Source organism: Rhodococcus sp. 05-340-2, assembly GCF_002258915.1.
GTDB lineage: Bacteria > Actinomycetota > Actinomycetes > Mycobacteriales > Mycobacteriaceae > Rhodococcoides.
In genome coordinates this window covers 634,720-659,123 of record NZ_NOYU01000010.1, presented here as the reverse complement: position 1 = coordinate 659,123, position 24,404 = coordinate 634,720, and the positions used below count along the sequence as shown (strand labels likewise).

25 protein-coding genes are annotated in these 24,404 nt (G+C 65.2%); 11 read left to right on the top strand and 14 right to left on the bottom strand.

All coding sequences use genetic code 11. The features are described from left to right. Positions 1–37 precede the first annotated feature (37 nt). The 3 genes from CH271_RS07435 to CH271_RS07425 all read left to right on the top strand — a co-directional run bounded on the left by CH271_RS07435 (position 38) and on the right by CH271_RS07425 (position 3,222). The gene (locus CH271_RS07435) at positions 38–1,732 is read left to right on the top strand and encodes a peptide chain release factor 3 (protein WP_037192020.1); all 1,695 of its coding nucleotides are present in this window, start codon (positions 38–40) and stop codon (positions 1,730–1,732) included. A 24-nt stretch (positions 1,733–1,756) separates the two neighbouring features. Then, a complete protein-coding gene (gene pnuC / locus CH271_RS07430) occupies positions 1,757–2,410 on the top strand; it encodes a nicotinamide riboside transporter PnuC (protein ID WP_037192018.1) in 654 nt (217 codons plus the stop codon). A 146-nt stretch (positions 2,411–2,556) separates the two neighbouring features. Next, complete coding sequence (locus CH271_RS07425) at positions 2,557–3,222, top strand: hypothetical protein (protein ID WP_094633227.1); 666 nt, start codon at positions 2,557–2,559, stop codon at positions 3,220–3,222. 10 nt (positions 3,223–3,232) lie between these two features. Here the strand turns inward: CH271_RS07425 and CH271_RS07420 are convergent, their stop codons facing one another. The 4 genes from CH271_RS07420 to CH271_RS07405 all read right to left on the bottom strand — a co-directional run bounded on the left by CH271_RS07420 (position 3,233) and on the right by CH271_RS07405 (position 7,833). Further along, the gene (locus CH271_RS07420; RefSeq protein WP_094633134.1) at positions 3,233–4,231 is read right to left on the bottom strand and encodes an enoyl-CoA hydratase/isomerase family protein; all 999 of its coding nucleotides are present in this window, start codon (positions 4,229–4,231) and stop codon (positions 3,233–3,235) included. A gap of 45 nt (positions 4,232–4,276) precedes the next feature. Continuing rightward, positions 4,277–4,960, bottom strand: coding sequence for a DUF4166 domain-containing protein (locus tag CH271_RS07415; RefSeq protein ID WP_094633133.1), 684 nt, complete (start codon positions 4,958–4,960; stop codon positions 4,277–4,279). Positions 4,961–5,101: 141 nt separating this feature from the next. After that, positions 5,102–6,898, bottom strand: coding sequence for an ABC-F family ATP-binding cassette domain-containing protein (locus tag CH271_RS07410; RefSeq protein ID WP_037192012.1), 1,797 nt, complete (start codon positions 6,896–6,898; stop codon positions 5,102–5,104). After that, complete coding sequence (locus tag CH271_RS07405; protein ID WP_094633226.1) at positions 6,898–7,833, bottom strand: 4-(cytidine 5'-diphospho)-2-C-methyl-D-erythritol kinase; 936 nt, start codon at positions 7,831–7,833, stop codon at positions 6,898–6,900. The genes CH271_RS07410 and CH271_RS07405 overlap by 1 nt, the downstream gene beginning before the upstream one ends. 105 nt (positions 7,834–7,938) lie before the next feature. Between CH271_RS07405 and CH271_RS07400 the strand changes: the two genes are divergently transcribed. Next, positions 7,939–8,928, top strand: a complete 990-nt coding sequence (locus CH271_RS07400; protein WP_094633132.1) for a helix-turn-helix transcriptional regulator — start codon at positions 7,939–7,941, stop codon at positions 8,926–8,928. A 12-nt stretch (positions 8,929–8,940) separates the two neighbouring features. Then, positions 8,941–9,756 carry a DNA/RNA non-specific endonuclease gene (locus tag CH271_RS07395; RefSeq protein WP_094633131.1) on the top strand — a complete coding sequence of 272 codons (816 nt, stop codon included), beginning with the start codon at positions 8,941–8,943 and terminating at the stop codon, positions 9,754–9,756. A gap of 8 nt (positions 9,757–9,764) precedes the next feature. Here CH271_RS07395 and rsmA read toward each other — a convergent pair whose 3' ends face one another. The 3 genes from rsmA to CH271_RS07380 form a co-directional block, all read right to left on the bottom strand. Beyond that, positions 9,765–10,640, bottom strand: coding sequence for a 16S rRNA (adenine(1518)-N(6)/adenine(1519)-N(6))-dimethyltransferase RsmA (rsmA, locus tag CH271_RS07390; RefSeq protein WP_037192003.1), 876 nt, complete (start codon positions 10,638–10,640; stop codon positions 9,765–9,767). An 18-nt stretch (positions 10,641–10,658) separates the two neighbouring features. Next, positions 10,659–11,786: a resuscitation-promoting factor gene (locus tag CH271_RS07385; protein WP_094633130.1), complete on the bottom strand. Its 1,128-nt coding sequence runs from the start codon at positions 11,784–11,786 to the stop codon at positions 10,659–10,661. Positions 11,787–11,888: 102 nt separating this feature from the next. Further along, on the bottom strand, positions 11,889–12,716 hold the full coding sequence (locus CH271_RS07380; RefSeq protein ID WP_094633129.1) for a TatD family hydrolase: 828 nt from the start codon (positions 12,714–12,716) through the stop codon (positions 11,889–11,891). Positions 12,717–12,737: 21 nt separating this feature from the next. Here CH271_RS07380 and metG point away from each other — a divergent pair, with 21 nt between their 5' ends. After that, entirely contained in the window at positions 12,738–14,282 is a 1,545-nt protein-coding gene (gene metG, locus CH271_RS07375) for a methionine--tRNA ligase (RefSeq protein ID WP_094633128.1), read from the top strand. A gap of 15 nt (positions 14,283–14,297) precedes the next feature. On the opposite strand, the gene CH271_RS07370 is transcribed toward metG, so the two are convergent. Next, positions 14,298–15,677: a WS/DGAT/MGAT family O-acyltransferase gene (locus tag CH271_RS07370; RefSeq protein WP_037192253.1), complete on the bottom strand. Its 1,380-nt coding sequence runs from the start codon at positions 15,675–15,677 to the stop codon at positions 14,298–14,300. Positions 15,678–15,848: 171 nt separating this feature from the next. On the opposite strand from CH271_RS07370, the gene CH271_RS07365 reads away from it, so the two are divergent. Continuing rightward, complete coding sequence (locus CH271_RS07365; protein WP_037191995.1) at positions 15,849–16,868, top strand: alpha/beta hydrolase; 1,020 nt, start codon at positions 15,849–15,851, stop codon at positions 16,866–16,868. Between the two features lie 14 nt (positions 16,869–16,882). Further along, complete coding sequence (locus CH271_RS07360) at positions 16,883–17,311, top strand: SRPBCC family protein (RefSeq protein ID WP_037191993.1); 429 nt, start codon at positions 16,883–16,885, stop codon at positions 17,309–17,311. 4 nt (positions 17,312–17,315) lie between these two features. Here CH271_RS07360 and rsmI read toward each other — a convergent pair whose 3' ends face one another. After that, complete coding sequence (rsmI, locus tag CH271_RS07355) at positions 17,316–18,140, bottom strand: 16S rRNA (cytidine(1402)-2'-O)-methyltransferase (RefSeq protein ID WP_256986299.1); 825 nt, start codon at positions 18,138–18,140, stop codon at positions 17,316–17,318. Between the two features lie 107 nt (positions 18,141–18,247). Between rsmI and CH271_RS07350 the strand changes: the two genes are divergently transcribed. After that, the gene (locus tag CH271_RS07350) at positions 18,248–19,759 is read left to right on the top strand and encodes a dolichyl-phosphate-mannose--protein mannosyltransferase (RefSeq protein WP_094633224.1); all 1,512 of its coding nucleotides are present in this window, start codon (positions 18,248–18,250) and stop codon (positions 19,757–19,759) included. 37 nt (positions 19,760–19,796) lie between these two features. On the opposite strand, the gene CH271_RS07345 is transcribed toward CH271_RS07350, so the two are convergent. The 3 genes from CH271_RS07345 to CH271_RS07335 form a co-directional block, all read right to left on the bottom strand. Next, positions 19,797–20,219: a DoxX family protein gene (locus tag CH271_RS07345; RefSeq protein WP_094633127.1), complete on the bottom strand. Its 423-nt coding sequence runs from the start codon at positions 20,217–20,219 to the stop codon at positions 19,797–19,799. A 66-nt stretch (positions 20,220–20,285) separates the two neighbouring features. Next, positions 20,286–20,654, bottom strand: coding sequence for a GntR family transcriptional regulator (locus tag CH271_RS07340; RefSeq protein WP_037191990.1), 369 nt, complete (start codon positions 20,652–20,654; stop codon positions 20,286–20,288). Between the two features lie 10 nt (positions 20,655–20,664). Then, positions 20,665–21,333: an SDR family oxidoreductase gene (locus CH271_RS07335; RefSeq protein ID WP_094633126.1), complete on the bottom strand. Its 669-nt coding sequence runs from the start codon at positions 21,331–21,333 to the stop codon at positions 20,665–20,667. Between the two features lie 64 nt (positions 21,334–21,397). Between CH271_RS07335 and arsC the strand changes: the two genes are divergently transcribed. Next, the gene (gene arsC / locus CH271_RS07330) at positions 21,398–21,745 is read left to right on the top strand and encodes an arsenate reductase (glutaredoxin) (protein ID WP_094633125.1); all 348 of its coding nucleotides are present in this window, start codon (positions 21,398–21,400) and stop codon (positions 21,743–21,745) included. Positions 21,746–21,749: 4 nt separating this feature from the next. Here the strand turns inward: arsC and CH271_RS07325 are convergent, their stop codons facing one another. Next, positions 21,750–22,988, bottom strand: coding sequence for an arginine deiminase (locus tag CH271_RS07325; protein ID WP_094633124.1), 1,239 nt, complete (start codon positions 22,986–22,988; stop codon positions 21,750–21,752). Between the two features lie 64 nt (positions 22,989–23,052). On the opposite strand from CH271_RS07325, the gene soxR reads away from it, so the two are divergent. Continuing rightward, positions 23,053–23,553 (top strand): redox-sensitive transcriptional activator SoxR, encoded by a 501-nt coding sequence (gene soxR / locus CH271_RS07320; RefSeq protein ID WP_082323715.1) that lies wholly within the window; start codon positions 23,053–23,055, stop codon positions 23,551–23,553. Here soxR and CH271_RS07315 read toward each other — a convergent pair. After that, positions 23,469–24,371 (bottom strand): SDR family oxidoreductase, encoded by a 903-nt coding sequence (locus CH271_RS07315; RefSeq protein WP_037191981.1) that lies wholly within the window; start codon positions 24,369–24,371, stop codon positions 23,469–23,471. The two genes, soxR and CH271_RS07315, sit on opposite strands and share 85 nt — an antisense overlap. Positions 24,372–24,404 lie beyond the last annotated feature (33 nt).

Below are 24,404 nucleotides of genomic sequence, written 5' to 3'. Positions count from 1 at the left end.
CTTTCGGTGCCGCCCTTGCTACGAGAATGAGGTCTTCGTGAGTACCCCGTCCAGCACCCCCGACGTCGACGCAACGCTCGAAGGGTCCGGACCGGCAGCGCTCGACGAGTCCGGGACCACCCGAGGCCAGGCCAAAGAGCTCGAGACCGAGGTCGCGAGGCGTCGGACATTCGCGGTGATCTCGCACCCCGACGCCGGTAAGTCGACGCTCACCGAGGCCCTCGCCCTGCATGCACGTGTCATCTCCGAGGCCGGTGCCATCCACGGCAAAGCCGGCCGTCGCTCCACCGTCTCCGACTGGATGGAGATGGAGAAGGCCCGCGGCATCTCGGTGAGTTCGACTGCGCTGCAGTTCAATTACCAGACCTCCCCCGACGCCGAGATCACCAACGTCATCAACCTCGTCGACACCCCCGGCCACGCCGACTTCTCCGAGGACACCTACCGCGTGCTGACCGCCGTCGACGCGGCAGTGATGCTGATCGACGCCGCCAAAGGCCTCGAGCCGCAGACCCTCAAACTGTTCCAGGTGTGCCGCCAGTTCGGCATCCCGGTCATCACCGTCATCAACAAGTGGGACCGCCCGGGCCAGTCGCCGCTCGAGCTCCTCGACGAGATCGAGTCGCGGATCGGCCTCACGCCGACGCCTCTCTACTGGCCCGTCGGGATCGCCGGTGACTTCCGCGGCCTGCTCGACGTACAGGACGGCAGCTACATCCGTTTCACCCGTACCGCCGGTGGTGCGACCATCGCGCCCGAGGAATTCATGACGGCCGAGGCCGCGGCCGAGCGTGAGGGCGTCGACTGGGACACCGCCGTCGAGGAGAGCGATCTACTGATCTCGAGCGGTCAGCAGCACGATCAGGAGATGTTCCTGGCCGGTCAGACGTCGCCGGTGATCTTCGGCTCCGCGATGCTCAACTTCGGCGTCCGGCAGATTCTCGACACACTCGTGGCACTCGCTCCGTCACCCGGCCCGCGTGACGACGTCTCCGGCGGCGTACGCGAGGTCACCGATCCGTTCAGCGCGGTCGTGTTCAAGGTGCAGGCGGGCATGGACACCGCGCACCGCGACCGGCTGGCATTCATGCGCGTCGTCTCCGGAGTGTTCGAGCGCGGCATGGTCGTCACCCACTCGCAGACCAAGAAGCCGTTCACCACCAAGTACGCGTTGACGGTGTTCGGTCGCGACCGTACGACCGTCGAGAACGCCTACCCGGGAGACATCGTCGGCCTCGTCAACGCGACCGCACTGGCCCCCGGTCACACGCTCTACACCGACAAGAAGGTCGAGTTCCCGCCCATCCCGTCGTTCGCACCCGAGCACTTCTCGGCACTGCGCGTCGACAGCGCCGACAAGTACAAGAAGTTCCGCCGGGCCGTCGAGCAACTCGACTCCGAGGGCGTCGTTCAGGTGCTGCGCAACGACATTCGCGGCGACGCGTCCCCCGTGCTCGCCGCCGTCGGACCCATGCAGTTCGAGGTCGTCACCGCACGGATGAAGACCGAGTTCGGCGTCGATGCTCGCATGGAACCACTCGGATACTCCCTTGCTCGACGCACCGACGCGGCCTCGGCCGTCGAGTTGGGTCGCCAACGCGGTGTCGAGGTCTTCACCCGCACCGACGGCGCGCTGTTGGCGCTGGTGAGCGACAAGTGGCGGCTGCAGTACATCCAGAAGGAAATGCCCGAACTGACCCTCGAACCACTCGTCGCCGCCGGTGATCAGTAGCTTGCACTCGCTCGTTGCGGGCTCGTGCTGATCGACCTGCTCGACGCGGAATTCTCCGTTCTCGGGCACCCGATTCTGTGGCGTGAGGTGGTCGGCAACGGTTTCGGCCTGCTCTCGGCGATCGGTGGGATGCGACGCGTCGTGTGGGCGTGGCCGGTGGGCATCATCGGAAATGCGTTGCTGTTCACCGTCTTTCTCGGCGGCGTGTTCCATACTCCGCAGGCGCTCGATCTGTACGGCCAGGCCGGGCGACAGCTGATGTTCATCGCCGTGAGCGTCTACGGGTTGATGCGCTGGCTGCGCGATTCGAAGCGTTCAGGGGCCGCAGTCGTGCCGAGGTGGGGCACGGCGCGGGAGCGGACGGCGATGATCGTCGTCGCGATCGTGGGCACGGTGGTGTTCGCGCAACTGTTCGGCTACCTCGGCTCGTTCGGCAAGTGGGCCGACGCATGGATCTTCACCGGATCCATGCTGGCGACCTTCGGAATGGCGCGTGGCCTCACCGAGTTCTGGCTGATCTGGATTGCGGTGGACATCGTGGGCGTACCACTGCTGATCGTCGCCGGGTTCTATCCGTCCGCGGTTCTCTACCTCGTGTATGCCGCGTTCGTGGCCTGGGGATTCGCCGTGTGGTTCAGGATCCAGAACAAGAGCTTCGGTCAAAAAATGGCGTCGTAAACAATCGTGATGCTACTCTCAGCGAGTCCGAACAAACTTCGAGTACGTTTTGCGTGCTCGACGCCGACCAGACCGTCCTGATCGATACCCGATCGTGACATCTCGGCGCGGAATCACCTGGGAATCACGATGAAGTGGAAAACGACATGACTAAGGGATCGAACTACCCATTGGCCGGGATCAAGGTCGGTGGCGCTCCCGCGCATCGTTTGGCGACGCCGCCGAAGTCCGACTCCGCTTCACCCGCCGGTGTCCGCACCGATTCTTCGGCGGCAGCGCCCGCCGAGAAGGCAGTCGAGACTGCTACCACCGAGAAGTCGGAGGCAGTGGTCACGTCCACCGAGAAGGCGTCCGCAACAACGCCTGCACCAGCAACGTCGTCCGCCACGGATTCAACGACCCCCCACGCGGATCGACGTCGTCCAGAGAAGCCCGCCACGGAATCGAACGAGGTTGAAGTGACTACAAGCGATCAGATCTCAGAACACGGCCTGCCCACCAACGGCCGCTCCACGTCTCACGGCTCCACCGCCGGCTCCTCGCCGTCGCTCGGCCGCGGCCAGGGACCCGACCGTCGCACCGCCATGGGTGTCGCTTCGGTACGCATCGCAGGACGCTTGACCCAGAACGAGCTCGGCAGCCGCACCGGCGACATCCGCACCCCCGACACCTCCGTGGGCCCCGACGAGCTGCTCCAGCTCCTCGGCGAGTACCTCGTCTCGGGTGGCCTGCAGAACCCCGAGATCCACGTGCGCTCCAACGGCCAGACCATCGTGCTGGACCTGCAGAACCCCGCCAAGGGCTACCGCTGACCCCTATCGGTCACAACAGCTGCTGGAATGCCTCTGGTCGCACCATCTCGAGTACCAGAGGCTTCCATTGCGGCGCTCGGTCCTTGTCGACCAACACTGCGCGAACACCCTCGGCGAAGTCCGGTTCGGTGATGATCCACGTCGCCATCCGCAACTCCCGATCGAGACATTCACGCAACGTACTGTCCGCTCCCCGTGTGATCAGTGCGTCGGTGGCCATCAGGGATGTCGGCGACAGCGTCGCCAACTGAGTCTTCGTCGTCCGCGACCACGGGGTGTCGCACACCAGCGCGTCGATGATGTCGACGAGTGAGTTCCTCTCGAACACTGCTGCCACCGCCTCCGCGTCGAACGACAGCTCGGTCGTCGCCGGCGCAGTGGTATGTCGGTCCAACACCTCGTCGATGGCAATGCCGCCGAGGATGTCGGCTTTCAGACCGTCCACCGCGTCACTCGGGCAGAAATGCGTCGCCAATCCCAGTGCAAGCGCATCGGATCCGGTGATTCGAGTTCCCGTCAGCGCCAGGTACCGTCCGACATGGCCCGGCAGGCGCGAGAGAAAGTAGCTCGATCCCACGTCCGGCACAAAACCGATCGCCGTCTCCGGCATGGCCAACACGGCGTTCTCGGTGACGATGCGGATGCTGCCGTGAATCGAGATACCCAGGCCACCGCCGAAGGCCGCCGCTTCGATGACGGCGATGTAGGGCTTGGGGTAATTCGCGATCAGCTCATCGAGGTCGTACTCCGCCGCGAAGTACGCCGGACCGGCCTCGTGGTCACCGTCGACGACGGCCTGCCGAATCGCCTTGATGTCGCCGCCCGCGCAGAAGGCCCGAGGTGAACTGCTCGTCACCAGAACGGAAGTGACCGCGTCGTCGTCGCGCCACGCATCGAGTGCGGCGCGGATGCCCTCGATCATCGCACCGTTCAACGAGTTCAGAGCCTCCGGCCGGTTCAGGACGATATGCCCTACGGCACCGACGATCTCGGCTTCGACAACGGCCACTGTTGACTCCTTCACACGCGGATCGTTCGACGCGTAAGAGTAGCGCTATTCGCGAGACTCGACCGACCGCGGACGCGCGTCACCGGGAATGTCGGCGGACAGGCAGGGCCGCTCTTCCGCAGTGAACCAACCGCGATAGAGAAAGAGCTGTCCGAGCACCGGGCTCTTCACCTCGATCTCGATGCGATGCCGCTCCTCGGCCGCGTCCCACCACTCCCGACCGATCGTCACTGCCGACGCCACCTTGGGCAACTTCGGCGCAAGTGGGCCGAGCAGGAATCGCGGCACCTCGCTCTCGAGCACCAGGCCACCGTCGGCATCGACCTCACACCTGGTGTGCACCACCATGTCCGAGGAGAAACCCAGGTAGTCGAGGGCATAGTTGTTGGACTCCGCGGAGGACACCATCACCGAATTCATCCCCTGCGGGCGGCCCGCGAAAGCGAAGCGACGCACGAAAGACAGTGTCTCGCGGCCCAGTTCGTCGACATACGCATAGTTGGCAATGGTGAACGGCACGTCCTTGCCGACACCGGCGGGAAAGAGACCGCGCTTGCGTCCGGCCCACAGCAGCGGCGGCGGCACGAGCCGAGAATGCGTCATCTCCTCCATCACGCCCACCCCGAACTGAGCGAGATCGTCCGAGGACTGCAATCCGAAGCGCCACTGAACCTTGGGATGCAGACGGGCAAAATCCGAACCGAGTACTTCCGCGACCACCGATGCCATGTCTCCAGTATGCGCATCGGGCACGTGAGCGAAACGTCGTAGTGGGCTACGAAGCCAGGAGTGGAGCCTGCGGAACGACCCATTACTCAGAGTGGAGCCTGCGGAACGACTCATTACTCAGCCAGTCACATGCCGCAGGCTCTACTCCAGCTCTGCGGCCAGTTCCATCCATCGTTCCTCGGCGACATCCTTGTCGGCGAGGACCTGCTTGAGCTCGGTGTCGAGGGCGACGAGCTTGCCCTGCTCGGTGGACGCGTCGACGAGTTCGGCGTGCAACTCGACCTCACGCTTGGAGAGCCGAAGGACGAGCTTCTCGAGCTTGCTGAGTTCCTTGCGGGCCGCGCGCTCGGAGGCCGCATCACGGGTGGCCTTGCGCGGTGCCCCGCCGGTGGTCAACGAGTCCGGCGTCGCGTCGGCGGCGAGGATGGCCCGCCTGCGCAGGTACTCCTCGATGCCGCCGGGAAGGTTGGTGAGCTTGCCGTCGCCGAACAATGCCCACGTCGAATCACAGATGCGCTCGATCAGGTATCGATCGTGACTGATGACGACGAGGGTGCCCGCCCAGCCGTCGAGGATGTCCTCGAGCTGCTGCAGGGTGTCGATGTCCAGATCGTTGGTCGGCTCGTCGAGCAGCAGCACGTTCGGCTCGGCCATCAACACGCGAGTGAGCTGGAGCCGACGACGCTCGCCACCGGAGAGATCTCCGACGGGGGTGCGCTGACGCGCCGGGGTGAAGCCGAGCCGCTCCGCGAGCTGGCCGGCAGAGATCTCTCTGTCGCCCAGGGTGATCCGCTCGGCCACTTCCTTGACCGCGTCGAGAACACGCAGCTTCTTGGGCAGGTCGTCCAATTCCTGCTTCAGCCAACCGATCTTGACGGTCTGGCCCTGGATGCGCTTACCTGCGGCAGGCTGCAGTTCACCGGCGAGCGTGCGGAGCATCGTCGTCTTACCCGAACCGTTGACGCCGACGAGACCGACGCGCTCACCGGGAGCCAGACGCCAGGTGAAGTCCTTCACCAATTCGCGGCCGTCGGGGGTCTCGAGGCGCGCGTCCTCGAGCTCGATGACGACCTTGCCGAGACGGCGCTGAGCGAACGAGGACAACGCGACGGAGTCACGTGGGGCGGGAACGTCGGCGATCAGAGCCTCGGCCGCCTCGATGCGGTACTTCGGCTTGGATGTGCGGGCCGGGGCACCGCGGCGCAGCCACGCCAACTCCTTGCGCGCGAGGTTGCGTCGACGCTCCTCGGACGCGTCCGCCTGGCGGGACCGCTCGGCACGCGCGAACACCCAGTCGTTGTAGCCACCCTCGTAGGCCTCGACGCCACCGCCGACCACTTCCCACGTGCGATTGGCGACGGTGTCGAGGAACCAGCGATCGTGGGTGACGACCACCAGCGCACTGCGACGGCTGACCAGGTGCGCAGCCAACCACTGCACACCCTCGACGTCGAGGTGGTTGGTCGGCTCGTCGAGCACCAGCAGGTCGAGATCCTGAACCAGGGCCGCTGCCAACGCCACTCGTCGACGCTCACCGCCCGAGAGGTTGTCGATCGGCGCGTCGAGTCCCGAACTTCCTGCAGGCCCGAGATCGGCAATACCGATGCCCGTCAGGATGTTTCGCACCCGAGAGTCACCCGCCCACTCGTGCTCGGCCATTCCGAGTGGGTCGAGAACAACCTGGCCGACCGTCGAACCGGGAGGCAACACGCCGCGCTGCGTCACGACGGCCATCCGCAGACCGTTGACGCGGCTGACGCGTCCCGAATCGGGCGGCTCGATGCCGGCGAGCACCTCGAGTGTCGTGGTCTTACCGCCGCCGTTGAGGCCGACCATGCCGATCCGTTCGCCCTCCTGCACGCCGAGGGAGACGCCGTCGAGCAGCGGCTTGACGCCGAAGGACTTGCTGACGTTTTCGAGATTGACGAGATTGACCATCAGGAAAAACCAATCGATTCACTAGTGACAACACGAGCACCGGGAACCGGCCCACTCGCAACACGGACGGTGCGGCACACACCGGCACCGGACAATTCAGCGCTCACCGACACCGCCGCGTCGGCGTCGGCGCACAGGAACGCGCAGGTGGGGCCCGAGCCGGACACGATGCCCGCCAACGCCCCGGCGGTGACTCCCGCACGCAGCGTGCGACGCAACTGCGGCATCAGCGACACCGCAGCGGCCTGCAGGTCGTTGCCGAGCAACGGTGCGAGCGCACGCGCATCGCCGGACGCCAGCGCATGCATCAGATCCTCGGTGCCGCCGAGGCGAGGCGGATCACCCTTGGCACGCAGTTCGTCGAGTTCGTTGTAGACGGCGGGCGTCTGCAGACCGCCCTTCGCCAACGCCAACACCCAGTGAAAACTGTTGCGCGAGAGCACCGGAAGCAGCTTCTCCCCGCGACCGGTTCCGACCGCGGTTCCGCCGTGCAACGAGAACGGCACGTCGCTGCCGAGTTGGGCCGCTACCTCGTCGAGCTCGTCACGCGAGAGATCGAGATGCCACATCGCGTTCAGTGCCACCAGAGTCGCGGCGGCATCGGCACTTCCGCCTGCCATGCCACCGGCCACCGGGATTCCCTTGTCGATGGTGATCTCCACCGACGGCTCTCGCCCCACCCGATGCCCCAGCAACTCGGCGGCCTTCCACACCAGATTCCGCGAATCGGTGGGAACCACCCTCGCGTCGTCGCCGCGCACCCGAACCGAGAGCGTCTTGGCCGGAACCACCGACAGTTCGTCCGAGAGCGAGAGCGCCTGGAACACCGTCGTCAGCTCGTGGAAGCCGTCGGGACGCAGGTCACCGACCGACAGATGCAGATTCACCTTCGACGGGGCCCGAACGACGACGGGTGTGGGAACGACAGACAGCACGAGTAACCACAGTAGTGGAGAAACAGCGGCCGAGTTCACCACCAGGGCGGGGACGACGGGCCAATGCGGACTGTAGTTGTCCGCATTGCGTGGCATCGTGACGTCATGAAGGAAACATCGGCTCGGTTGTTGCGACTGTTGTCCCTGTTGCAAACGCGTCGTGACTGGGCGGGCGCGGAACTGGCCGAGCGGCTCGACGTCACTCCTCGCACGCTGCGGCGCGATGTGGACAAGCTGCGCGACATCGGTTACCCGGTCAATGCGACGCCGGGAGTCGGAGGCGGCTATCAACTCGGTCCCGGTGCCGAAATGCCCCCACTACTGCTCGACGACGACGAAGCACTGGCGGTGGCGTTCGGGTTGCAGTCCGCGGCGGGTGGCTCGGTGGCGGGTATCGGGGAGGCGTCGTTGCGGGCGTTGACGAAGCTGCGGCAGGTGATGCCCTCACGCCTCCAGCATCGGCTCGACGCGTTGCGCATCGACGTGGTGGAACAGACGCCGCGTTCGGCGGTGGATGCGTCGGTGCTGTCCACGGTGGCGGCGGTATGCCACGCACACGAGCGGTTGCGGTTCGACTACCGCAAGCACGACGGTTCCGAGTCCAGGCGCGAGGTGGAGCCGTACAGCCTGGTACGGGCGGGGGCGCGCTGGTATCTACTGGGTTGGGATGTGCTGCGGGAGGATTGGCGGTCGTATCGGGTGGATCGCCTGATTCCGAAGATTCCGACGGGTCCGCGGTTCACACCCCGGCAGCTGCCGCCGGGCGGTGCGGCGGCGTTCGTCTCGAAGGGAATCGATAGTGCGTTCGCCCGAGTTCAGGCCCGGATCGCGTTGCACGCGCCCCTCGAGACGATCGCTCCGATGATCGACGAGCAATGGGGCACACTCGAATCCATCGACGAGAACACCTGCGCGGTGGTGTTGGCCGGAGATTCACTGCCGTCGATCGCGCGGTGGCTGGCGGCGTTCGACACCGATTTCACGGTGCTCGATCCGCCGGAACTGCGCGAGGAATGCCGCGTCGTGGCCGAGCGGCACGCGAGGCTGAACGAGCGATACCTCGCGGCGGTTCACCCTCCGGTAACCGGTACGTGAGTCAATGGGCAGATGACGACACCACTCGGTTTCGACCCGAAGTTCCTGGCCGACATCGACGTTCCGTTGCCCGACCGCGCTGACGTGGTGGTACTGCCGTACACCCACTTCTCGGTGTCCATCGACCCTGCCCGACGCCTCGCCGCGGTCACCGGCGTCAACATCGACGGCGCGAGCCTGAAGGACGTCGATCGGGGAGACAATTGGCGACTCGACGATCGGCTACCGGCTGCGCAGCAGGCCGGCAACGAGTTGTACAAGAACAACGATCTCGATCGCGGGCATCTGGTTCGCCGTCGAGATCCGGTGTGGGGTGAGCGTGCGGTGGCCGAGCGCGCCAACGAGGACACGTTCCACTACACCGTGTGCGCGCCGCAGACGGCCACGCTGAACCAGTCGAAGACACTGTGGCTCGGGCTCGAGGACTACGTCCTCGAAAACGCCGAGCAGTACGGCCGAAAGCTCTCGGTCTTCAGCGGCTGCATCTTCGCCGAAAACGATCCGATCTACCGAGGCGTCGCCATTCCACGGCAGTTCTTCAAGATCGCGGCGTGGTCGCAGGATTCGACTCCCGCATGCACCGGATACGTGCTCGATCAGTCGCCGTCGCTCGACCCGATCCTCGACAAGCCGCTGCGGCTCGAGACCGATCCCCCGCCGCTCGGCCCGTACCGGACCTACCAGGTTCCGGTGGCCGACATCGCGTCGATGACCGGTCTCGAGCTGGATGTCCTGATCGAGGCCGATCGCTACGCACCGGTGGCCGCAGCCCGTGCCGAAGCGTCGAGGTGGACCGAGCTGACGCGACTGTCGGACATCCACCTGTAGAGAGGCCCTCAGGCTTCGGTGGCGGCCAAGCGGACGAACGCTGCGGCGTCGATGGTTTCGCCTCGCGCCGTGGGGTCGATTCCGGCCTCACGCAACCGGCGTTCGGCTGCCACCGGTGAGCCTGCCCAACCGGCGAGAGCTGCCCGAAGAGTCTTGCGTCGCTGCGCGAATGCGGCGTCGATCACCGCGAACACGGCCTTGCGATGCGCGGTGTCGGTGGGCCACGGCGGCTCGGCGTACCGATCGATGCGCACCAGTCCCGATTCGACCTTGGGCACCGGCCAGAACACCGAACGACCCACTGCGCCTGCCCTTTTGACGTCCCCGAAGAATCGGGCCTTGACGCTGGGGATGCCGTAGATCTTGCTTCCCGGCACCGCGGCGAGTCGATCGGCCACCTCGGCCTGGACCATCACCACGGCGACACGAAGACTCGGCAGTTCCGAGAACAGATGAATCAGCACGGGAACCGCGACGTTGTAGGGCAGGTTCGCCACCAAGGCCGTCGGCTCCCCGGCGATGTCCGCGGCACGAATGCGAAGGGCGTCGGCCTCGATCACCGTCAGGCGCTCGGCCAGAGTGGGGGCCCGGTCGGCCACCGTGGTCGGCAGACGGGTCGCGAGCTTGGGGTCGATCTCGACGGCGATGACGGCCTCGGCGACATCGAGCAGCGCGAGTGTCAGCGATCCGAGGCCGGGGCCGACCTCGAGGACCGTGTCCTGCGGGCCCACGCCCGCGGAGGCGACGATGCGTCGAACGGTATTGGCGTCGTGTACGAAGTTCTGGCCGAGCTGCTTGGTGGGACGCACATCGAGCTCGGCGGCGAGGGAGCGCACCTCGGCGGGGCCGAGCAGAGCCGCAGCTCCCCTCACATGTTCTGACACGGCGGAAACTCTACGTGACTAGCGATAACCCAAGCGCGAGGTGCAAGCGGGCCATGCGCCCCAGCCCTGCGACTTCTGCGTCACCGACGCGATGGCGATCTGCTCTTCGCGGGTGGCGAGGTCGGCCCGCGGGGCGTATTTGAGGCCGCCCTGACGTTCCCAGGTGTTCTGGTCGAACTGCACGCCACCGTAGAAGCCGTTACCGGTGTTGATCGCCCAGTTGCCGGTCGCTTCGCACTGCGCGAGCGCGTCCCAGATCGCACCGTTCTCCACCGGTGGCACCTCGGTGCCCGGCTTGGCTCCGACGCGAACGGTCTTCGGCTGCGCGGGTACCTGAACCGTCTCGTCGACCTTCTCGCGACCGACCTCGACGCCGTTCACCATGTTGATCTTCCAGGTGATGTCGGAGACGCCAGGCGCACCCGGGTTCTCGACGACGGTACGGCTCATGTTCATCGTCGGATCTTCGATGCGCTGCTCGGGAGCATCGGTATCGGTGGTCTCGGTCTTGGTGACCGTGCGGTCACGGGTGACGACGATCTCTGCGCCGTCGGTGACGGTGGCGTCGGGATCGGGGCTGACGGTGTCGGCTTCCTCGAGCGGCGCTCCGGCTGCTTCGAGAAATTCACGCACGGTCGGTGCGGCCAGGGTGACCGGCGCGGCGGGGGCTCCGCCGTCGACCAGCGAGACCTGCTTGGGCAGCGCCACGTCCAACTCGGTGCCGTCGAGAGGCAGCCGCTCCGAGCGCGAGGCGGACACGTGCACGTCCTCGGCCAGGCCGGTCTGCTGCAGTGCTTCCTCGACGGTCAACGCGGTGGTCCAGATGTCCTCGGGCTTGCCGTCGACGTTCAGCGTGATCTCGCGGGCGCGGCGCAGGACCACGGTGTCGCCGTCGCTCAGACCGGAATCGGGAGCGGGAACCACCAGATCCTTGTCCGACGGGGCATAGCCCGCGTCGACGAGGGCGCTGTTGACGTCGGTTTTCATCGTGCTCAGCGAAATCATGTCGCCGTCGACGTCGATGGTCACGGTCTTGTGACGGCTCACGGCCATCACGCCGCCGGCGACGAGCGTCATCAACAGGGCCGCGATGACCAGGTAGAGAGTGGTCGAACGGGCGGAGTTGAGGCGTCTGATAGTCGACAAGTTTCGTATTCCTGGCGGTTGCGAGCGTGACTTCGGCGTGGAAACGCCCGAGTTCGGTCACGGTACGGTAACGAATTAGTACCCACGCCGCAACTTCAGCAGCTAGAGGCCGTACACCCTCTCGGCATTTGCCGTGGCGTGCGCAGCGAGCTCTGCCGGATCCTGGCCGCGAATCTCGGCCAACGCCCGCGCCGTGTACGGCAGGCAGTACGACTCGTTGGGGGCACCACGGAACGGATGCGGAGTGAGGAAGGGTGCGTCGGTCTCCACCAACACCAGCTCGTTCGGTACCAGCACCGCGGCCTCCCGAAGCGCGTGCGCGTTCTTGAAACTGACCGTCCCGGAGAAGCTGAGAACGTAGCCGGCGTCGACGCACGCTTTCGCGGTCTCGGGACCGCCGGAGAAGCAGTGGAAGATCACCGTCTCGGGGGCGCCCTCCGCCGTCAGAGCGGCCAGTAGGTCCTCGTCGGCCTCGCGGTTGTGGATCATCAGCGGCTTGCCCAGCCGCTTCGCCAGGTCGATGTGCCAGCGAAATCCCTCGTGCTGCTCGGCCACCGTCGCGCACCCGTCGAGCTTGCCGGGCCAGTAGTAGTCCAGCCCGGTCTCCCCCACGGCGACCACACGAGGGTCGGACGCCAACCGCTCGATCTCGGCCTTGGCTGCGTCGTCGAGCACGTTCGCGCGGGTGGGATGAATCGCGACCGCGGCCCAGACCCGCGGATCCCAGGACGCCGCGTCGACGGCGAAGCGCGCGGCCTCGAGATCGTCGGCGATCGTGACCACGCGCGTGACACCGACGGACTCGGCCTTGTCCACGATGGCGGCCACACTCGCCGCGTCGGTCGCGCCGCACGCATCGAGGTGGGTGTGGGCGTCGACGAGGGTGCCGACGGGCTCGGGCAACGGTGGTGCGGGACGGTCTCTACTCACGATCGTTAGAGTAGGCGCACCATGACTGCGCCAGCTGATGCCTCTCGGCCACCCTTCTACGTCACCACGGCGATCGCCTACCCCAACGGCGCTCCCCACATCGGACACGCCTACGAGTACATCGCCACCGACACCATCGCGCGCTTCAAGCGCCTCGACGGCTACGACGTGCGATTCCTGACGGGAACCGATGAGCACGGCCTGAAGATGCAGCAGACCGCGCAGACCGAGGGCGTGGACGTGCGCGAGCTCGCGGCGCGCAACTCCGACGCATTCCAGACTGCGCAGGACCTGCTGAAAATCTCGTACGGACGCTTCATCCGCACCACCGACGCCGATCACCACGCCGCCAGCCAGGAACTGTGGAAGCGGATGGAAGCGAACGGCGACATCTACCTCGACTCCTACTCCGGCTGGTACTCGGTGCGAGACGAGGCGTTCTACACCGAGGCCGAGACCACTCTCGGCGAGGACGGCTCGCGCGTCGCGACGGAGACGAACACTCCGGTCGAGTGGACCGAGGAGTCGTCGTACTTCTTCAAGCTGTCGCAGTACCAGGACAAACTGCTCGAGCTGTACGACGCGTCGCCGGACTTCATCGCACCGAACACGCGCCGCAACGAGATCGTGAACTTCGTCAAGAGCGGCCTGCGCGACCTGTCGATCTCCCGAACCACGTTCGACTGGGGTGTGCCGGTACCCGGCGATCCCGCGCACGTGATGTACGTGTGGGTCGACGCACTCACCAACTACCTCACCGGTGCCGGCTATCCCGACATCGAGTCGGAGTCGTACCGGAAGTTCTGGCCGGCCGATCTGCACATCATCGGCAAGGACATCACCCGCTTCCACACCGTCTACTGGCCTGCGTTCCTGATGTCCGCGGGCATCGAGCTTCCCAAGCGGGTGTTCGTGCACGGGTTCCTGAACGTCAAGGGCGAGAAGATGTCCAAGTCTCTCGGCAACGTTCTCGACCCGAAGTCGTTGGTGGAGAACTACGGTCTCGATCCGGTGCGATTCTTCTTCCTGCGTGAGGTCTCGTTCGGTCAGGACGGCAGCTACAGCCACGAGGCCATCGTCGCCCGCGTCAACGCCGACCTGTCCAACGAACTCGGCAACCTCGCGCAGCGTTCGCTGACGATGGTCGCCAAGAACCTCGACGGAGCGCTCCCGACCCCGGGAGAATTCACTGCCGAGGACGAGGCGATGCTGGCTCGCGCGGATGCACTCCTCGAAATCTGCCGACGCGAATTCGACGTGCAGGCAATCCATTCCGCGCTCGAAGCGATCTGGTCGGTGCTCGGTGAGACCAACCGCTACTTCTCGCTGCAGCAACCGTGGGTACTGCGCAAGACCGACCCCGATCGTATGGCCACCGTGCTGTACGTGACGATCGAGGTGCTGCGCATCGTGAGCATCCTGACCCAGCCCGTCATGCCCGATTCCGCGTCGCGCATCCTCGACCTGCTCGGTGCGTCGAATCGCGAATTCACCGACATCGCAACACGTTCGGTGCCCGGTACTGCACTGCCGACCCCGACGCCGGTGTTCCCCAAGTACGAGTAGAGCACTCCGCCGCTCTCACAAGGTCTTTTCGAGCTCCTCCAACGTGTTCTCCAGATGCGTCAGCATGCGCTGCAGGTGCGGCACACTGCGTCGACATCCGATGAGCCCGAAGTTCAACGAATCGCCGTTGCTGGCGACGGTGATGTTGAGCGCCTGCCCGTCGGCCACGATCGATGCCGGGTAGATGCCGTCGAGTTTCGCACCGTTCCAGTACAGATCTTCCTTGGATCCGGGCACGTTGGAGATGATGACGTTGAACGGCGGCGGGGTGTAGTCGACGAATCCCGGCACCGGGCCGAACAGCAACGGAGCCATGGTGATTGCGCCGACGGTGAGCGCTTCGAGAGTGTTGAGTTCGCTCATCATCTGCTTGCCCTTGACGGTCGAATCCTTGATTCGCTCCAGCCGCAGGATCGGATCGGATTCGTCGGTACCCAGATTGCACAGGATGACCGTCACCGAGTTACCGGCCTCCCTGTCGTCGCCCTCCTTGCGGAGCGAGACCGGCACCATCGCGATCAGCGGTTCCTCGGGCAACGCGTTCTGATCGATGAGGTACGCCCGCAGCGCCCCGGCGCACATCGCGAGCACCATGTCGTTGAGCGTCGCATCCAGTGCCGTACCGACCGTGCGGATGCGCTCGATCGACCAGCTCTCGGCGGCGAAGCGGCGCGCACCGCCGATGGGCACGTTGAACATGGTGCGCGGCGCTCGCAACGGCAGCTGCGCTCCTTCTTTCTTCAACGCGCGCAACCCGATTCGCGCCGACGCGGGTGCGAAGTCGACCAAGTCCCCGACGATCTTGCGTCCCATCGAGAGCCCGGTGCCCAGCTGAGCAAGCCGTCCTGGCTGCTCGACGGCGGCCTGCTTCTTGCGTCGACCGAACAGCGACGGGTCCCACGTTGCGACGCCGTTTCGATCGTCGGGATCGGTGGTGAGCGTGCGCTGCATCAGCTTCAGTGCGCTGACGCCGTCGACCAGTGAGTGATGCACCTTGGTGTACAACGCAATTCGGCCGTCGGCCAGTCCCTCGATGATGTGCAGCTCCCACATCGGACGGTAGCGATCGAGCGGTGCGCTGTGATTGAGCGACAGGAATTGGAACAGCTCACGAATGCGACCGGGAGCAGGCAGCACCGTGCGCCGAACGTGGTACTCGAAGTCCACATCCGGGTCGAAGGCCCAGGCCAGATTGCCCATGATCTGTACCGGACGCGACGGCCGCTTGCGGAATAGTTCGTGCACCTCCCCGGTGGTGAACTTGCGGTGCACTTCCTCGGCGAAGTCGTGCGGATCACCGGGCGGTACGAACAACTCCAGACCGCCCACGTGCATCGGGTGTTCCCGTGACTCGGCGATCAGAAACATCGATTCCGTGATGGGCATGAGTGCCATGAGCTGTCCCTTTTCCATTCGTTTTCGGTCACGGTACTGCACCGAATGTGACTCAGAACACGACCTTACGTCCGGTCACGAAAAGGTACCCGCTATTGTCCGTTACCAGGGGTTCCAAATAGAGCGGGGTTCCGACGCACGGCGCACACGCGCCGCGCACCGACGACGGGGATGGAGGCGACGGCTATGAATCCGGCGCTCACCGTAGTGAAATCGACCGACCCGGCAGCCACCGCACGCCGACGCGACATCCGCGGCGCGAGCCTGCAGTCGCAGATTCTGTCCAAGTACCTGCAGTTCACCGTGCGTCCGTTCCTGACGGTCTGGGCTCAGGCACCGTCGCTTCCATGGCCGATGGGGTTGGTCGACTACGCCGGACTGCTCGTCCCCCAGATCAGCGGCACCACCCGCAGCCGCGTCATGCTGGCCGAATGCGAGGCCGAATGGATTCGCGCAGAGGGCACCGGCACCGATCGCGTGGTCCTCTACATGCACGGCGGCGCATTCGTCTGCTGCGGTCTGCGCACCCATCGCCGGATGACCTCGCGCGTGTCGAAGAGCGTCGACGGCTCGGTGCTGTCGGTGAACTACCGGATGATGCCGCGCAACCCGATCAGCCATGCCGTCGAGGACGGCGTCGACGCGTACCGCTTCCTGCTCGATTCCGGCTACCGACCGGAGCAGATCGTCCTGGGCGGCGACTCGGCAGGCGGATACCTCGCGTTCATGGTCACCCTGGCGCTGCGCACCGTCGGTTTGCCCGCCCCCGCAGGGATCTTCACCATGTCTCCGCTCACCGATATGGACCCTTCCGGCAAGCTCGATCACGAGAACGCATCGAAGTGTTCGGTCTTTCCGGCCGACGCAGTTCCGGCGCTGACCGCACTGGCCGATCGCGTCGATGCGCGCATCGTCGTCGACGGCCGACGGGGCCCGCGAGTCTCGCCCGTCGACGGTGATCTCACCGGGATGCCGCCGGTGCTGATTCAGGTCGGTTCCACCGAAATGGTCTATGCCGACGCAGAACTCATGGCCGAGCGCCTCGCTGTCGCCGGAGTCGAGTGCGAACTCCAGGTGTACGAGGATCAGGTGCACGTGTTCCAGGCAGCCGATTTCGTTCCCGAGGCCCGTCGTGCGCTGAGAGCGATCGGCGAGTTCGCGCGGAACGTCAGCCCCAGCAGAGAAAGCTGAGATACCTTCTCCCCATGGCAGTCACAGCGAACAAGTCAGTCGACATCGACGCAGATGCATCGGCAATCCTCGAAGTTCTCGCCGACGTCGAGGGCCTGCCCTCGTGGTCCCCGGTCCACAAGAAGTGCGAGGTGGTCGATCGTTTCGACGACGGCAAGCCGCACCACGTCAAGATGCACGTCTCGATCATCGGCGTCAACGACGAGCAGCTCGTCGAGTACACCTGGTCCGAGAACGAGGTGTCGTGGACTCTCGTCGAGAGCACTCAGCAGAAGGCCCAGGACGGCCGATACACGTTGACGCCCAAGGGCAACAGCACCCACGTCGAGTTCGAGCTGACGGTCGACCCGAAGATCCCGCTACCCGGCTTCCTCGTGAAGAAGGGAACCAAGACGATCATCGAAGCGGCCACCGAGGGCCTGCGACAGCAAGTGGTGGGCTGACCCCCTACTGCTCTTTTCGAGCGGCGAGAACGGCCTCGTAGACCTCACGCTTGGAGACGCCGTCGACGGCAACCTGAGCGCAGGCGTCCTTCAACCGCATGCCCGACGCCACCAACGTCTCGACGTCGGCAACGAGGTCCTCCGGCTCCTCGGCGACGGCGACGGCACCTTCGAGCACAACGGTGATCTCGCCGCGCACTCCGTCTCGCGACCATTCGAGCAGCTCGCCGAGGCCGCCGCGTCGGACCTCCTCGTAGGTCTTGGTGAGCTCTCGGCACACCGCCGCCCGCCGGTCGGCACCGAGTACGTGAACAGCGTCCTCGAGGCAGGCGACGAGACGATGCGGTGCCTCGAAGAAGACGATGGCGCGGGGTTCGGCGAGCACCGATCGGAAATAGGTACGACGCTGGCCCTGCTTGCGTGGCGCGAACCCGTCGAAGCAGAACCGTTCGACGGGCAGGCCGGACAACGCGAGCGCGGTCGTCACCGCCGACGGACCGGGCAGACACGTCACCGGCAGATCGGCCTCGACGCATGCCGCCACGAGGCGATATCCGGGATCGCTCACCGACGGCATCCCGGCGTCGGTGACCAACAGCACCGTCCTGCCCTCGGCCACGGCCTCCACGAGAGCTGGAAGGCGGGCCGTCTCGACCTGGTCGTAGAAACTGACGACCCTGCCCGTGATCGCCACGCCGAGAGACGAGGCGAGTTGTTTGGTGCGCCGGGTGTCCTCGGCAGCGACGATCTCGGCACTGCCGAGGGCATCACGCAGGCGCTGCGAGGCATCACCGACGTCGCCCATCGGGGTGGCGGCAAGGATGAGCATGCCTCCAGTGTCCCGCATGCGATACAGCGGCGTGTCGGGCACTGCCGATCAACGCCTACGATCGGTACGTGACCTTGACGACCTCTGAGCGCTCCGGCGACCGGTCGATGGTCAGTCCCGGGCCCACCGTTGCCGCGCGCGACTGGTTCCACGACACCGATGCCCGACGCGGTTGGATCGTCACCGTCGTCATCACCGTCATCTGCGCGATCACTCGATTCACGATGCTGCGTTACCCCACCGACGCGGGAACCCCGGTCTTCGACGAGAAGCACTACGCGCCGCAGGGGTATCAGGTACTGACCGGCGGCGGCCTCGAGGACAACCCGGCATACGGCCTCGTGGTACATCCGCCGGTCGGCAAACAGTTGATCGCCGTCGGGGAAGCGTTGTTCGGCTACAACGGGTGGGGTTGGCGTTTCTCGTCGGCCGTCGCCGGAACCTTGTTGGTACTGCTGGTCATTCGGATCGTGCGACGGCTCGCCCGATCGACTCTCGTCGGTGCGATCGCAGGGATTCTGCTGACCGTCGACGGCGTGACGTTCGTCAGCAGCCGAATAGGCATGCTGGACATCTTTCTCGCTCTCTTCGTCACTGCTGCACTGGGCTGCTTGGTGGTCGACCGCGACGACATGCGACGGCGTCTGTCGAGGGTGCGGGCCGAAGGTCGAATCGATGCCAGTGTGCTGGGGCCGCGAATGGGCGTGCGCTGGTGGAGATTCGGGGCCGGCGTCATGCTGGGTCTCGCCTGCGGCACCAAGTGGTCGGGGCTGTACTTCATCGCGTTCTTCGGATTGCTCAGTGTGGCATTCGATGTGGCGGCGCGGCGGTCCTACGGCGTCGCACGCCCGTGGCGCGGAACAGCGTTGCGCGACATCGGGCCTGCGCTGTACGCGCTGGTGATCGTTCCGATCGCGGTGTATCTGATGACCTGGTGGGCGTGGTTCACCTCCGAGACCGGCGTGTATCGACACGAGGTCGGCAGTGGCGTCGGCGCAGGCGGTCCGTTCTCGTTCGTGCCCGACGCGCTGCGGTCCCTGTGGTTCTACAGCAGCAGCGTGCTGCAATTCCATGAGGGCTTGACCAATTCGGCCGGCAACCGCCACCCCTGGGAATCGAAGCCGTGGACCTGGCCGATGGGCCTGCGCCCGATGCTGTACTACTTCGCCGACGGCGAGAGTGTGTCCGGGTGCTCGGCGTCCTCGTGCGTGAAGGCGATCATGCTGATCGGCACGCCAGCGATGTGGTGGCTGGCCCTGCCGATGCTGGCCTGGGTGATCTGGTCGGTGTTCGTCCGACGCGACTGGCGTTACGCAACAGTGCTCGTCGCGTACTCCGCAGCGCTACTGCCCTGGTTCACCACACTCGACCGACAGATGTACTACTTCTACGCAGTGGCGCTCGCGCCGTTCATGGTGATGGGCTTCGCATTGGTGCTGGGCGACATCATCGGCAAAGCCACCGCATCGGCCGAACGGCGAGGTACCGGACTACTACTGGTGTCCTTGTACCTCGCCGTGGTGATAGCCAACTTCGTCTGGCTGTGGCCGATTCTGACCGCTATGCCGATCACGCCGCAGATGTGGCAGCAACAGTTGTGGCTGCCGAGCTGGCGCTGAGCGATCACGACAGCGGGAGTGGAGCCTGCGGAACGACCTAAGCAAGCAGCGCGGTCTTGCCCTTGGTGAGTCCGTCGATGCTGACGCGTCCGGCACCGAATGCGGCGAGCAGCAGCGCGCCGACGCCGAGAGCGACGACCAGTTCGTATCCGTTCTCCGTGGCGAAGACGCCGTTCTCGAAGTGGACGAAGACGGCAGCACCGAGCATGTTCAGGAACAACAGCAGGCCGGCGATGGGAGTGAAGATACCCAGTACGAGCGCACCGCCGCCGACGAGTTCGACGAACGTGGCGAAGTAGGCGGACGCTGTGGGCAGCGGGATGTTCATCATCTCGAAGCTCGCGGCGGTGCCGTCGAGTCCGTAGGTGTTGAGCTTCTGCCAGCCGTGGGCGATGAAAACGATACCCAGGCCGATCCGAGCTACGAGGGCAACGGCGTCGCGGACGACGGTGGAATTCATGACACATCCTTCTGACAGGGCTATACGGGCAGCCCAACCCTGACAGAAGTAAGTTGAAGCGTCAACTCAACTGCCGCTCGCACCTTTGAGGGCAGATTCGAGGAACGAACGAGCCTGGTCGTCGTCCAGGCCGATGGACCGGACCGTCCTGACGAACTCCGTCGCCGCCCGAGCCGCGATGTCGCGTGACGGATCGCCGCCCGACGCGACGAACGAACCGGATCGGCCCCTCGTCTCGATGATCCCCTGCTGCTCGAGTTCGCGGTAGGTCTTCGCCACCGTGTTCGGCGCGATCTTGAGTTCCTCGGCCAGACCCCTGACCGTCGGAATCTTGGTACCGGCAATGAGATCGCCGGATCTCACCAACCCCAGAATCTGCATTCGCAGTTGCTCGAACACCGGGGTGGTGTTCGACGAATCGATGTGTACGCGCACGGTCGATGCCCTATCCGAGCGCGTCGACTGCGTCGACGATCGACGTCGGACCGGACGTCAACATCAGCGTCTTGCCCACTGCTGCATCGGTTTCCAGCAACCGAGCGATCACGGCGGCCACGTCGGCGCGAGTGACCTCGCCCGAGTCCAGCGGCGGCTCGGTCAGGGACACCGAGTCGGTGGAATCGTCATCCGTCAGCTTGCCCGGTCGCAGAATTGTCCAGTCCAGACCGCTTCGAGCCGAAACATCCTCTTCCGCAGCGGTTTTGGCCTTGATGTAGGCCTTCCAACCGGCGTCCAAGTCCTCGGCGACCGGCTCTCCGGCACCGAACGAGCTGATCAGGACATAGCGGCGAACACCGGCTTTCTCGGCGGCATCGGCCAGCAGCACGGCACCTGCACGATCGACCGTGTCCTTTCGCTCGGGGCCACTGTTGGGCCCTGCACCTGCCGCGAACACGACCGCGTCGGCACCTGCCAGCACTGCGGCCACCTCCTCGACCGAAGCCGATTCGAGATCGATCACCTGCGGCAGCGCGCCCAGCGCGGTGACGGCATCGACGTGATCGCTGTTACGAATCAGCGACACCGCACGATCTCCGTGCGCTGTGAGCACCTGAGTCAGATGTTGGGCGATCTGGCCGTGGCCACCTGCAATGACAATGCGCTTGTCGGTCATATCGACTACTCCGTTCCTGGCGTGAATCTGTCGGGGTGGCTACCCGCGTGGCAGGATTGCAAACATGACCCGCTCGGCAACCGTCTACCACAATCCGCGATGCAACACCTCTCGCACAGCGCTGAAAATGATCGAAGAAGCCGGGGTGGTGCCGCGGGTTATCCGATACCTGGAGACGCCACCCACCGAGGACGAACTCCGCACGCTTCTCACCGACGCCGGACTCGAACCCCGTCAGGCCATTCGAACTCGCGAGAGCATCTACAAGGAACTGGGGCTCGCAGGCGCGGACGCCGACACGCTGATCGCGGCAATGGCCCAGCATCCGATTCTCATCGAGCGCCCGATCGTGGTGACCGACAAGGGCACTGTGCTCGCTCGCCCCGCCGACAAGGTGCAGACGGTCCTCTAGAGCGCTACAACCTCTCGCGCGACACCGGGCACGACATGCATCGGGGACCGCCTCGCCCCGAGCCCAGTTCCGATCCGGAGATCCGCAGCACCTCGATGCCCGACGCCTCGAGCCGTGCATTCGTTTCGACGTTGCGCTCGTATGCCACGACGACTCCCGGGGCAATGGCCAGCGTGTTGTTTCCGTCGTCCCATTGTTCGCGCTCGGCGGTGACGTGGTCGAGTCCGGTATCGATCAACCGCAGCTTGCCGATGCCCATCGCATCGGCGGCGGCCTCGAGAAACGGGTCGGCCCCGCGAATACTCACGCCTGTGTCCTCGCGGTGAATGGTGAAGGCGGACAACGTGTCCTGAATTGCCGGGTACATCACCACCGCGTCGGTGTCCACCATGGTGCACACCGTGTCCAGGTGCATCGACGCGCGCTCCTGCGCGATCGGCACCACCAGCACGCTGTGCGCCAGGTTGTCCTCGAACAGGCTGCGCGCCAACGCTTCTGCACCGGCGGGCGTGGTGCGCTCCCCCACTCCTACGGCCACCACACCCGGGGCGAGCAGCAACACGTCCCCACCCTCGACCGGAGCCGTCCGCGACTCGTAGGCGCGCCGCACGCCCCGGAACATCGGATGGAATGCGTAGATCAGATCGGTCAGCGATGTCTCGCGTACTCGGGCAGGCAGAGCCAGCGAGGTGATCGCCACTCGATCGTCTATCCAGAACGACGAGTCGCGGGTGAACAACAGGTTCGGCAGCGGATCGATGACGAAGTCCCCACCGTGATGCATTCGCCGAACCAGCGATGCCCCGATCGGTTGCGGCTCCCCCGTCTCCGCCTCGAGCAATTCGTCGAATGTCATGCCTGCCATCAGGATCTGCGCCAACTCGGCCGCGGGCACACCCCGCAGATGTTGGGCCAGGTCCTCGGCGAGCGACCGGCCGAGCCGTCGGGCATCGACGGCGGCGGAGATACCCTGCATTCGCGCTGCGCCGCTGACGGTCATGGCCTCGGTGAGGAGATCACCGAGGAGCAGTACCGTGACCCCACGACCACGCAGGAGATCGGCGAACGCGTCGTGCTCGTCCTGTGCCCGATCGACCCACGGCAGACCGTCGAACAGCAGCTGGTCGTTGTTTCGCGGCGTGAGGCGCCGAAGCTCGTCTCCCGGCCGGTGCAGCATGACGGTGCGCAGCACCCCGACCTCGGAGTTGGCACCCAATGGGCCCGCAGCCGCATCGACACTCATGAACGAACGGTAAACCCATTCGTGTGCCGCCGCTGGGATCAGGACCTGAAGTATGGTCGAGGTCGTGCCGATGCCCGAGTGGAACGTCCGCGAATTGACCCCCGGCCAGCTGTCCGAGCGCAGCGGAGTTGCGGTCTCGGCGCTGCACTTCTACGAGAAACAGGGACTGATCAGCAGCCGCCGAACCTCGGGTAACCAGCGCAGATTCCATCGCGAAACTCTGCGACGGGTCGCCTTCATCCGGATCTCGCAGAAGGTCGGGATCCCACTGGCGAACATCCGGCAGGCGTTGAGCGAACTACCGGACGAGCGGACGCCGACACGCGAGGACTGGGCCAGGCTCTCGACGCAGTGGCATCGCGAACTCGACTCTCGGATAGAGCAATTGACTCGGCTTCGGGACAACTTGACCGGGTGCATCGGCTGCGGTTGCCTGTCGTTGGCAGGCTGTGCGCTGGCCAATCCGCACGACGAGCTGTCCTACTCGGGGCCGGGTGCGCGCACGTTGGACGTCGATTTCGACGAACCCTCGACTCGACGCGGTTCGAGCAGTTTGGAGAACTGATCGTTTGCCTTCTGCAGTACGAACTCGTAGGGCGGGGCGAACTTTCTCGCGACCCAGTATCCGAATCTGATGTCGTTGGAGGAGTAGACGAGGTACTTGCGCTTGGCTATTCCGGCGAGAATGGCATCGGCGACAACCGACGGTTCCACGGCACGCTTCTCGAAACGGTGTTGCAACTTCTGCACGCGCGGATCGTCACGATCGACGCCGGCGATCTGCAGTGTCTGCACCAGTCCGGTCTTGACGCCACCGGGCACCACCAGGCTGACGCCGATTCCGTGACGCTTGAGGTCGTACTTGAGCACCTCGGACACTCCACGCAGGCCGTACTTGCTGGCGCTGTAGGCAGCGTGCCACGGCAGGGGAATCAATCCGGCGGCCGACGAGACGTTGACCAGATGGCCACCGCGTCCGGCCTCGATCATCGGAGGTAGGAACTTCTCGATGATGTGAATCGGCCCCATCAGGTTGACGTCGACCATCGACTTCCAGTGCCGGTGCTCGAGATTCTCGACGGTTCCCCACGCCGAGATACCGGCGACGTTCATCACGACGTCCAGGCTGCCGAACTCGGCATGAATGTCGTCCGCGAAAGCGGTGACGGCCTCGAAATCGGACACGTCGAAGGCCAACGAGTGACTGACGGTACCGCCCGCGCGACCGACCAGGTCCACCGTCTCGGCCAAACCGGTGCCGTTGATATCGGTGAGGAAGAGCTCGGCTCCCACTCCCGCAGCAGCGATGGCCGTTGCCCGGCCGATTCCGCTACCTGCTCCAGTGATCAACGTCTTCTTGCCGCGCAGATCGTATGTAGCCATCGAAGCTTGTATCCCCCAGCGGTTGCCACGTGT